The organism is Thermoplasmata archaeon (assembly GCA_035632695.1).
In the GTDB taxonomy this organism is placed as follows: Archaea; Thermoplasmatota; Thermoplasmata; order RBG-16-68-12; family RBG-16-68-12; genus RBG-16-68-12.
Genome location: DASQGG010000209.1, coordinates 16,540 through 27,198 on the forward strand (window position 1 = coordinate 16,540; position 10,659 = coordinate 27,198).

Annotated in this window: 10 protein-coding genes; 1 reads left to right on the forward strand and 9 read right to left on the reverse strand. The window is 66.9% G+C overall.

The genetic code is table 11. The features are described 5' to 3' along the window. The first annotated feature begins 37 nt into the window (after positions 1 to 37). Positions 38 to 1,408 (forward strand): sialidase family protein, encoded by a 1,371-nt coding sequence (locus VEY12_13025; GenBank protein HYM41044.1) that lies wholly within the window; start codon positions 38 to 40, stop codon positions 1,406 to 1,408. A 3-nt stretch (positions 1,409 to 1,411) separates the two neighbouring features. Here the strand turns inward: VEY12_13025 and VEY12_13030 are convergent, their stop codons facing one another. The 9 genes from VEY12_13030 to VEY12_13070 form a co-directional block, all read right to left on the reverse strand. Continuing rightward, the gene (locus VEY12_13030; GenBank protein HYM41045.1) at positions 1,412 to 2,842 is read right to left on the reverse strand and encodes an ATP-binding protein; all 1,431 of its coding nucleotides are present in this window, start codon (positions 2,840 to 2,842) and stop codon (positions 1,412 to 1,414) included. Positions 2,843 to 3,208: 366 nt separating this feature from the next. Further along, on the reverse strand, positions 3,209 to 3,814 hold the full coding sequence (gene tmk, locus VEY12_13035; GenBank protein ID HYM41046.1) for a dTMP kinase: 606 nt from the start codon (positions 3,812 to 3,814) through the stop codon (positions 3,209 to 3,211). A gap of 292 nt (positions 3,815 to 4,106) precedes the next feature. After that, positions 4,107 to 4,577 carry a hypothetical protein gene (locus tag VEY12_13040; protein HYM41047.1) on the reverse strand — a complete coding sequence of 157 codons (471 nt, stop codon included), beginning with the start codon at positions 4,575 to 4,577 and terminating at the stop codon, positions 4,107 to 4,109. A gap of 28 nt (positions 4,578 to 4,605) precedes the next feature. Continuing rightward, on the reverse strand, positions 4,606 to 5,271 hold the full coding sequence (locus tag VEY12_13045) for a fumarylacetoacetate hydrolase family protein (protein ID HYM41048.1): 666 nt from the start codon (positions 5,269 to 5,271) through the stop codon (positions 4,606 to 4,608). Between the two features lie 4 nt (positions 5,272 to 5,275). Further along, a complete protein-coding gene (locus tag VEY12_13050) occupies positions 5,276 to 6,061 on the reverse strand; it encodes a PrsW family glutamic-type intramembrane protease (GenBank protein ID HYM41049.1) in 786 nt (261 codons plus the stop codon). 12 nt (positions 6,062 to 6,073) lie between these two features. Then, a complete protein-coding gene (ppdK, locus tag VEY12_13055) occupies positions 6,074 to 8,977 on the reverse strand; it encodes a pyruvate, phosphate dikinase (GenBank protein HYM41050.1) in 2,904 nt (967 codons plus the stop codon). 76 nt (positions 8,978 to 9,053) lie between these two features. Continuing rightward, positions 9,054 to 9,713 carry a hypothetical protein gene (locus tag VEY12_13060; GenBank protein HYM41051.1) on the reverse strand — a complete coding sequence of 220 codons (660 nt, stop codon included), beginning with the start codon at positions 9,711 to 9,713 and terminating at the stop codon, positions 9,054 to 9,056. Positions 9,714 to 9,760: 47 nt separating this feature from the next. After that, complete coding sequence (locus VEY12_13065) at positions 9,761 to 10,297, reverse strand: KH domain-containing protein (protein HYM41052.1); 537 nt, start codon at positions 10,295 to 10,297, stop codon at positions 9,761 to 9,763. A 1-nt stretch (position 10,298) separates the two neighbouring features. Beyond that, the coding region (locus tag VEY12_13070; GenBank protein HYM41053.1) for an RIO1 family regulatory kinase/ATPase at positions 10,299 to 10,659 on the reverse strand (361 nt) is incomplete at its 5' end.

Here is a 10,659-nt window from a genome sequence, read left to right on the forward strand (position 1 = left end):
AACCGGCGGGGGTCCCGCCGTCCGGGAGGGGAAACGCGTGGGCAGGGCTCGTCTCGCGGCCGTGGGTGCGCTGATCGTCGCGGCGCTCATACTCCAGGTGGCAGCACTCCTTACCGCCGTCGGAACGGCCTCGGCCGCTCCTACGTTTGCGGACGAGCAGGCATTCCCCGGAACGGGCGCGTACTGGGAGCCGACCGTCGCCGTCGACCCCTCCTCTTCGTACGTCTACCAGGCGGTCACGTACATCAACGCCTCGAAGACCTGCTCGGGCTGTCCGGTGACCGCCATCTTCGTCCGCGCCTCACCCGATGGTGGCTTGACCTGGGGCGCGGCCCACCCGATCTACCTCGCGGGGGGGAAAGGATGGCAGTACGACCCGCAGCTCCAGGTATCCGCGGACGGCACGGTCTACGCGGTCTTCCTGCAGAAGTACGATCCCGGGAGCGTCCTGTTCCGATCGACGGACCACGGGACCACCTGGTCGGGACCCTTCACGATGAACGGAGCGCTCCCGTACAACGACAAGCCCATCCTGGAGATCTCGCCCGACGGCAAGGACGTCTACGTGGCGTTCAACGTGAAGACCGCGTCCTACCTCGCCGTGTCCCACGACTACGGTGCGACGTTCACCCAGATGCAAACGAGCAACGAGAGCCTCTGGTGGTACACCTACGGCGGGGCGTACGATTCTTCCGACGGGAGCGCGTACTTCGCCCAGGTCGGCGAGTCGGGCAAGATCACGAACAGCGGCAGCAACGCGATCACGAACAAGGCGCAGATCCTGGGGCCGCAGAAGATCTTCGTCCTGAGGGTGGATCATGCGGGGACGAGCTGGACGAACACGTTCGTGGACTCGAGCGCGGCGCCCACGCCGTGCGCGATCTCCAAGTGTTACGGAGACTACTTCGCGGCCCAGGCGTCCGTCGCGGTTGATCCCATGGGCACCCTCCTGTTCGCGTACACGGCGAACGGGGTGGACGGGGCCGCGAAAGCCCTCTACGTGCGCAGCTCATCCGATGGGGTCCACTGGGGGGGCCGCGCCGTCGTGAACGGCTTCGGGGACAGCAACTTCCCCGCCGTGGCCGGGGGTCTCACCGCAGGCGACTTCCGCCTCGCGTGGCAGGACAACCGCAACAACGCCTGTTGGAATTGCGGAGGCCTCGGTGACTGGAACACCTGGTACACACGCACCACGGACGGCGGCGCCACATGGATCCCGGCCGTGCGGTTGTCGAATCTGGGGGCCGGCGCCCCCTACAAGACTCCCCAAGGATACGCGTTCCCCGACGGCGACTACTTCGGACTCGCGGTGAACCCGAAGACAGGCACGAATTACCTGATCTGGGGCGAGGCGGACGGGTCGTCCATCTACTGCTGCGGGGGCGCGTGGTACACGAGCGGCTTGTGACGGTCAGTCCTCGATGACCTTGACGCTCTCGCCGCCGTGCTTTGTCTCCCGCGGGCGGACCTCGACCATGAGCGGCATCTGCAGCCCGCCGCCCGTCATGATCGACACCCCAATCGGCAGCCGAGAGATCTCCTCGGCCATCGCGGTCGTGAGACCTTCGACGCTCGCGACGATTGCCTTGAGGTCGTTCGGGTTCGTGACCTTGAGGATGATTTGCGTGTTGCACTGGCTCAACACGTTCTTGTCGATCTTCGCGGCGCGCTGCGTAATCACGAGTAGGCCGAGGCCGAACTTGCGCCCCTCCGAGGCGAGGGTGCGGAAGATCTTGGACGAGGCCACCTGACCGACCTGTGGGCAGAAGTTGTGGCTCTCCTCGACCACGAGCATCATGGGCGGGATGCGCCCCACCTTGCGCAGCTCGAACATCGCGGTCGCAAGGCGATTCACCACGAGCTCCTGGATGTCCGGCGCGACCCCCTTCAGGTTGATGATCGTAGTCTTCCCCTTGACCACGAGCTCGTCGATCCGGGTGCCCTCCTGGGCGAAGATCTCGACCTCGCTCAGGTACTCGAGCTCGTCGATCAGGGAGCCGTTCGTGGGGTCTTCGTCGCGCTCGAGCACGCGGATGATGTCCCGGATCGTGTAGTTCTTCGTCGCGACGCGGAGCGTGTCGAGCGCCTTGCGGAGGGCCGTGAGGTGCGTCCGCACCTTCCCCGATCCGGTCAAGGAGATGATGTCCCGGGCGTCCAGGTTGCTCAGGGTGAACTTGAGCGGACGCGCCCCGTTGTTCACCTTGGTGTCCGGGGAGAAGACCTGGATCATGTCCGCGTAGGCGCGCGGCTCGACGTGGAAACGGCCGCTGTGGTCCGAGGCCTTGGACCGCTCACGCAGCGTGTCGTACTCCCCGTGGGGGTCGATGATCACCGTGGTCACCTTGTGCTTCATGAGTTCCTCGATGATTACGCCGGCCACGTAGGACTTGCCGCCGCCCGTCTTCGCGAGGATGGAGACGTGCTTCTGGGCCATCGCGTTGATGTCCAGGTACACGGGGACATCGTGGCCCGCCAGCAAGCCCACGTAGGCCCCGTGCTTCTTGTCCTCCGTGAGCCCGATGACCTCCTCGATCGTGGCCTTCTCGGCCTTGCGGACGGGCTCGCCGGCGCGGAACGGCGTCCGCGGCACCTGGAGCAGGCCCCGGTCGTCGCGGTACCCGATCACGGACACCTGGGCGGAGACGCGCTCCTCGATGGGCACGGCCTCGGCTTCCTCGGTCATCGCCCGGTCCAGGGACAAATCCGTCTTGCGCTCGATCTCGTCCACGCGGCCGAGGACCGTGCCGCACGTCTCGTGATGGACCTGAACGAAGTCGTAGCGGTCAACGGGGAAGACGACGGAGCAGCGGAAGGACGTCGACCCGACGTCTCCGTAGATCACGCCAATGAAACCCTCTTCGCCGTGGCGAGAGGATACCTTAGAATGAACCGCGGATTCCATGCGTGCATCCCATGGACGGCGCGATAACCGGAGGTGGACTTAAAAACATTTGTCCACGATGGGCGCGCACAGGAGTGGATCCCTCGCCGCGGTGAGAATCGACGCTGATATTCCTAGGGGCTTGGTTCAAGTCGGCTTCACTCCCTCCGGGCACCGGCATGTTGGGTCGGTCGGGAGAATCCTCACTCGAATTCGTCTTCGGACGCGCCTTCCTGGTCGCGCTCGAGCGGGGAAACCTCTCGGCGGCCACGGCATTCGCGCGCGCGTTCCTGGAGCAGCACGCCCCGACGTCGGGGGATTCCGACCTCACCGCCGAGCGAGGCGTCGCCTGATCGTCGCGACGGAAGTCTGAGCCACTTCCTCGGCGGGTCCCCGTCCGTCCTGGACCGCGAACCTCCGGCTCTTCGCGAGGGCGTCGTAGTTCCGGGCCACCCTCCGGAGGAACGCGAGTTCCTCGAACCGCACCTTCGCGGGACGATCCGCGATTCGACGAAGGCCGAGCTCCGCAGGAATCCGCAGCAAGATCGTGAGGTTGGGCCGGAGGAGCCAGGGTTCGCTGATCCCGCGGAGGAACGGGATGGGGCGGGGCACGATCCCCCGGAGGCGCGCACCCTGGTACGCATACGTCGAGTCCGCGTACCGGTCGCTGATGACGACCTCGCCCCCGTCGAGGTGCTGCCGGATCTCCGTCTGGTGGGCCGCCCGGTCCGCGAGGAAAAGGAAGGACTCCGCCAGAGGGCCCACGTCGTCCGCGTACGAGCGCCGGACCGCCTCCCCCGTCCAGTGCCTCGTCGGCTCCCCGGTCAGGAAGACGCGCTCCCCGGACGAACGCAGAATCTCGGCCACGCGGCGGCTCACGGTCGTCTTTCCGGAACCGTCGATTCCCTCGAAGGTGACGAAACCGCGGAGCACCGGCGCGGCAATGGGAGGCGAGCGGATTAAGGCGTCGACGGGGCGTGTCGCCGAAGCCGTGACCCAATGTTTTTATAGAGTCCAACAACTCCTCGGCCGCGCCGCCTTCCAGGGAGGAGGAGACCATCGCGTGGAAGCTCAAGCCGGACACTCGAAGCCTGTCTCAGGGAGGCGACCGAGATGCTCGCTGTCGACGGTGCCACGCCCGCATCGTCCTCTCGCCGGATGACCGGCGCCAGGGTTTCTGCTTCGACTGCTACGACTCCCTGGAGATCCACCGGAACGCGACGTTCTAGTCCGTCGCCTGCCCCATGAGCTCGCGCTGCCGCGCCTGGCGCTGGCGCTTCCAGCGCTTGAGGTCCTCGTCGATCCACGCCTTGGGCCGTCCCTGGGCCGCGAGCCAGTCCACGTTGGGCTTGTGCACGATGTCCCAGAACCGGAGGGCGCGCTCCACCTCCTCGGTCACATCGTCCGCGGCGGGCCCCGCCTCCTCCTCGACGCGGCCGCCCACCTCCCACGCCCACGCCTTGAGGTCCTCCAGGAGGCCCGACTTCTTCGCCCCCTGCCAGACCAATGCGGCGCCGCGCAACACGTCGTGCGCCTCGTCGCGCTCGTACGCGGCGGAGACCCGCTCCGCTCGGCTGGTCCAGAGCGGATGGTCCAAGGTGCCTTGCCAGCGGAGCCCGTGCTTTGCCAGAATCCGCTTGAACGCCTCCTTGTGCTTCGAATACGCCTCTCCGGTAAGCTCGAAGCGGAAGCGCATGCGGCGGAACGAGAGCGCGTGCGAGCATTTACGGCTTTCGCGCGGCGACCGTGCAGCGGAGCGTGCCGACGCTCGGGATCTCCGCGTCGAGCACATCCCCCGGGACGATGGGCCACACGCCTTCCGGGGTGCCGGTGGCCAGCAGGTCCCCGGGCTCGAGGCGCATCACCCGCGAGATCGCCGCCAGGGTCTCGGGGATCCGGAAGACCATGTACTTCGTGTTCGAGTCCTGCCGCAAAGTCCCGTTCACCCGGAGGCGGATCGGGAGGTCGTGAGGGTCCCGCACGGCGTCCGCGGTCACCGGAGCCGAGATCGGTCCGAACGTGTCGTACCCCTTCGCCGCGGCCCAGGGCTGACCCTCCTTTCGTGCCTGTCCCTGGAGGTCCCGTCCCGTGATGTCGAAGAAGACCGCATACCCCGCGACGCACGCCATGGCCTCGGAGGGCGTGAGATCGTGCCCGCCGCGGCCCAGGATCGCGACCAACTCCGTCTCCACGTCCACGCGCCCGATGTCCGTGGGCATGCGGATCTCGCCGCCTCCCGGGAGGAGGCACGACGGGGGCTTGAGGAAGAACACGGGCGTCGTGGGAATACGGCCACCCATCTCCTTCGCATGCTCCGCGTAGTTTCGGGCCAGGCAGAGGATCTTCGAGACGACCAGCGGCTTTCCGTTGACTTCCAGGGTGTGCGGCATCGCGTCACCTCGCGGGTACGGGTCGACGAGAGACCAGCTTTCGGCGGACCAGGGTGATCGCCGTCACGGCGAACAGCACCGCGGCAAAGAACTCGACGTAGTCGATGAGACCGCCCAGGAGACCCGGGTAGAGCGTGCCCAGGTTCGCGGTGAAGTTGAACAGGGCGTGCATGATCACCGCGAAGAAGTAGAACGGCAGGTAGCCGTACCGGCGGCCGCCCAGCCAGCTCGTCGTAAGGCCGTACCCGACCACGGCGCTCGCGCTCGCGTGGAGCAAGGAGGACGAGAACGAGCGGACGGCGATGACCAGGAGGGACGCGGACGGGTCCAACCCCTGCTCGGACAGAGCCACCCACGCGGAGAGACCGTAGAGGAGGTTCTCCATCGCGCTGAATCCGAACCCCGCCGCGGCGCCGTACACCAATCCGTCCGTGGCGGAGCGGACGCTGTCCCGCGCCGAACGAACCCCGAGGCCCTTCGCGGCCTCCTCCACGAACGGCGCCGCGACCAGGAACCCGAACACCTTGGACGGGGCCATCGCGAAGTGGCTGGCGAGGTACGCGTACAGGGGCCCGATCTCCATGGCCGCGGAGGTCAGGACGAGCTCGAAGATCAGGGCGATCACGACGCTCACGAAGGCCCCCCAGCCGAACACGCGCAGGACGACCTTGATCGGCTCGCGTCCGTACCGGGGCGTGTTGCGGATCCACCACACGAAGAAGAGCGGGAGCGCGAAGGACGAAACCACCATGACCACTAGGAAGGTCGGGGAGATCGGGGGGACGGCCATGGCTCGCCCCGATCAGCGGTCCTTGGCAATCGACACGGACTCGTTGAGCTTCGCGTGCGCCGCGGCGAGGCGGGCGACTGGGACGCGGTAGGGCGAGCAGGACACGTAGTTCAGCCCGATCTCGTGGCACAGCTCGATGCTCGACGGGTCGCCTCCGTGCTCTCCGCAGATCCCGACCTCCAGGGCGGGACGCACTTTGCGGCCCTTCTGGACGCACATCCGCATGAGCTGGCCGACGCCTTCCCGGTCAATCGTCTGGAACGGATTGAATGGCAGGATCTTGCGTTCCACGTAGGAGAGGAGGAACTTCCCCTCGGCATCGTCGCGGCTGTACCCGAAGGTCGTCTGCGTCAGGTCGTTCGTGCCGAAGGAGAAGAACTCTGCGTGCTCCGCGATCTCGTCCGCGGTCAGAGCGGCCCGCGGGATCTCGATCATGGTCCCGAACTTGTAGTCCACGCTCGTGCCCTCGCGCTCCATGACCTTCTTGGCCTCGGACTCAAGGGCCTGGCGCTGATTCTCCAGCTCATGCACGTGGCCAACGAGCGGGATCATGATTTCCGGATGGACGTCAACGCCGTCCTTCTTGAGCTGGCACGCAGCCTCGAAAATCGCGCGCACCTGCATCTCGGTGATCTCCGGATACGTAATGCCCAGTCGGCATCCTCGGAGCCCGAGCATCGGGTTGGCCTCCTTGGTCGCGGCAACCGCAGCGAGGAGGCGCTCTTTCTCGGGTAGGAGCGCCTCGATGCCTCGCGAGAGATCTCCGTTCCCGGCCTTTCTGATCTCGTCCAAGAAGTCCGCATCCTCCCGGGACGAGGCGGTCTCCGTCAGGAGGCGTGGGTTCGCGCGGGCCAGGTTGAGCTTGGTGACCTGCACGAGGAGAGTGTCGTAGCTCGGGAGGAACTCGTGGAGCGGCGGGTCGATGAGCCGGATGATTACCGGAAGACCGGCCATCGCCCGAAGGATGCCGACGAAATCATCCTTCTGCAGCCGACCGAGTTTCTCCAGAGAACCGAGGTAGCGGCGCGACAGGTCCTCAAGCGACGGTTCCGTCAATGCCATCTTCTTGTCCAACTCGGGACGCTTGTCCTCCCTGGCCGACTCCCGCTCCGCCTTCAGCGACGCCATCTGCGCGGCGGTCCTTCGGTAGTCGGGTGCCGCGAGAATCATCTCGTGGACGATGGGCAGGCGGTCGGTCTCGAAGAACATGTGCTCCGTGCGGCAGAGGCCGATGCCCTGGGCCCCGAACTTCCGAGCCCGTTGCGCGTCCCGCGGGTAGTCCGCGTTGGCCCACACCTGGAGTCGGCGCTGCTCGTCCGCCCACGAGAGCAGGATCTTCAGGTCGGCCTCCCGGTCGTAGTCGGGCTCAATCGTGCGGATGGGTCCGTCGAACACCTCGCCGGTGGTACCGTCGATCGAGATGAAATCGCCCCGGCGGACGACCTTGTCGCCCACGCGGAACTCCCCCGCCTGGTAGTCGATGCGGAGGACCTCGCAACCCGCGACGCAGGGGAGGCCGAGGCCCCGGGCCACGACCGCGGCGTGGCTCGTGGCCCCGCCGTGGGCCGTGAGGATGCCCTTCGAGTGGAGCATCCCGTGGACGTCATCCGGCGACGTCTCCGTGCGGACGAGGACCACGGACTTCTTCTCATCCCGGCCAAGTCGTTCCGCCTCGTCCGGATCGAAGGAGACGTATCCCGAGGCCGCCCCGGGAGACGCGTTGAGACCCTTCGCGAGATACCGTCCCTCCCGGGCCGCGGCCTTCTTCGCCTCCTCGTCGAAGCGCGGCAGCAGGAGATGAATCACATGGAGAGGTTCGACTCGGAGGAGGGCCTCCTCCTTGCGGATGAGACCTTCGCCGACCATGTCGACCGCGATCTTCACCGCGGCCTGCGCGGTGCGTTTGGCCGTCCGCGTCTGGAGCATGTAGAGCTTCCCGCGCTCCACCGTGAACTCGACGTCCTGCACGTCCCGGTAGTGCGTTTCCAGGAGCGCGGCGATCCGGGCGAACTGTTCGTACACGTGGGGCGCATGCTCTTTCAGGTCGGCGATCTTGAGCGGCGTCCGGATGCCCGCGACCACGTCCTCGCCCTGGGCGTTCGAGAGGTACTCCCCGTAGAGCGTCTTCTCCCCCGTGCTCGGGTCTCGGGTGAATGCGACGCCGGTTCCTGAGTCCGCGCCCATGTTCCCGAAGACCATGGTCTGGACGTTCGCCGCGGTCCCGAGGTTGTGGGGGATCTTGTTGAAGTTGCGGTAGTCCACCGCGCGCTTCCCGTTCCAGGAGCGAAAGACCGCTCCGATGGCCTCCCGGAGCTGGTCCTTCGGCGTCTGCGGGAACTCCTCGTGGAGCTCGGACCGGTACAGCGCCTTGTAGTCCTCAACCACGGCGCGGAGCATGTCTGCGGTGAGGTCCGTGTCCTTCTTGCCTTCGGTCTTCTCCTTATACTGCTGCAGGATGGCCTCGAACTTGCGGGCGTCGAGGTCCTTCACGATCCGGCCGAACATGGACAGCAGGCGGCGGTAGGAGTCCCACGCCCAGCGCTCGTTCCCGGCCATCCGAGCCAAGGCGACGACCGTCTCGTCGTTCAGCCCGACGTTGAGCACGGTGTCCATCATCCCGGGCATGGAGAACTTCGCGCCGCTCCGCACGGAGACCAGGAGCGGGTTCGTCGGGTCCCCGAACCTCCGGCCAGCCCCTGCCTCCGTAGTGGCCAGGGCCTCCTCCACCTGCTTCAGGAGGCCGGGCGGGAAGCGACCGCTTCGGCTGAACGCGTTGCACGCCTTCGTCGTGATCGTGAACCCGGGCGGCACGGGGAGACCGAGGCGCGTCATCTCCGCGAGTCCCGCGCCTTTGCCGCCGAGCAGATCACGCATCGAGGCGTCGCCTTCGCTGAACAAATAGACGTACTTGGGCAGGATGCAACCCCCGGTTGCCTTCCGTAGTCGGGCGGCCTATATAACGGCTTTTCGGACGGCCTCGGACGTGGGGCGGTCAGGCCAAGCCCTGGAGCCGCTCGAGGAGCTGGGCGCAGCGGACGATGGCCACGAGGCCGTACAGCTGGTGGAGGAGGCTGACCTTCGCGTGGAGGTCGACCCCGGGCGAATCCAGCTTCGCGAAGAGCGCGTCGATCGCGTCCCGGGCCTCGCGGATCGACGCCAAGTCCTCCGAGGACCGGAAGTCACGCGCCAGGCCCCACAGGGCATCCCGGACGGACAGCGCGTTCGCTTTGTACGTCCCCTCCAGGACCGCCTCGCTCCCCGCGACGTACTGGCGGCTCGCGAGGAACATGAGGCCCTCGGACAGCCCGCTCATCAGGTACCGCATGAGGGACCTGTTCTCCGCGGTGAGGACGTTCTCGACGGCGAGGACGCCCACGGACGCGAGGTCGAAGACGCTCGCCTGTCCCGCGCTCTTGCTGGACCGCTCGAACCCGCCGATTTCCGCCCCGAACGCGTAGAACCGGGAAATCGCGTCGAGCGCGTTCCGCGCGGCCGCGGTACGCCCCGCGTCGTTCCGGGACTCGAGCCACCGCAGGAGGACCTGGAGCTCTCCGCGCAGATGGAGCAGGGAGGGCTCGTTGATCCGGAGGAGGCAATCCCGGAACGCGGCCCGGTAGGTCTCGACCAGGTCCGCCGCATCCCTCGCGGCCATAGGAAGGAGATGCGGCCGCCGAGCCTAAAAGGCTCCGGCGGGAGGCCCTAGAACCCCATTTGCCAAGCCTTGATATCCGCCCGCTTGCGCTCCAGAAACCGGTACACGGTCGCGTGCTCGCTGCCCCGGAGGAGCATGATCACCGCGTCGCGGGCGATCGCCATCTCGAACGTGGGGCCGAGGAGGCTCACCGTGTGGCCCATCACGGACACGTCCACGCTCGTGAGCTCCTCGATCAGGCGGCGCGTCTTGCCGCGCGTGCCGATCACTCGCGCGCGGATCTGCTCCACGCGCGCCTGGGTGCGCGCGAAGTCCTTGATGTCCAGGATCTCCAGGTAGACGTCATCGTCGAGCAGGCGGAAGGCACGTTCCTCGGAAAACCCGCGTCCGATCGCCTGGACGATGTCGCGCACTTTGAGGGCCATGGACGGGTCCGGCGCACCCGTTTCATCGATGGTCACCTCGCCGGTCGCCGAATCGATCTCGAGGTGCGTGCCCGTTCGCTGCTCCAGCCGCTTCTTCGTCGCGCCCTCCGGGCCGATGAGGACGCCGAGGCGATCCTGCGGCAGACGTGCGTAGAGCATCTCATCCCTCGAGGACCGCCTTCTCCAGCGACGCCGGCGTCACGTCGACCCGGAGCCGGTGGAAGAACCGGGCAATGTTCGCCAGATCCCGCTGGAACCACTCCGCGGCCCGAGGGTGGTCCGTGGGCACGGACTGCCCGACATCGATCACGACGACCTTCCCCTCCCAGAACAGGAGGTTGTACTCGCTCAGGTCCGCATGGACGAGCTTCGCCCTGCGCATTGCGCGGAGGTTCACGACCACGTCGTTCAGGACCGCCCGGGGATCCTCCAGACGAACGCCGCGAAGGAGCGGGGCAGGTTGGGTCCCGTCCCCGATGTACTCCATGACGAGCACGTTGTTCCGGACGCGGGACGGCGTG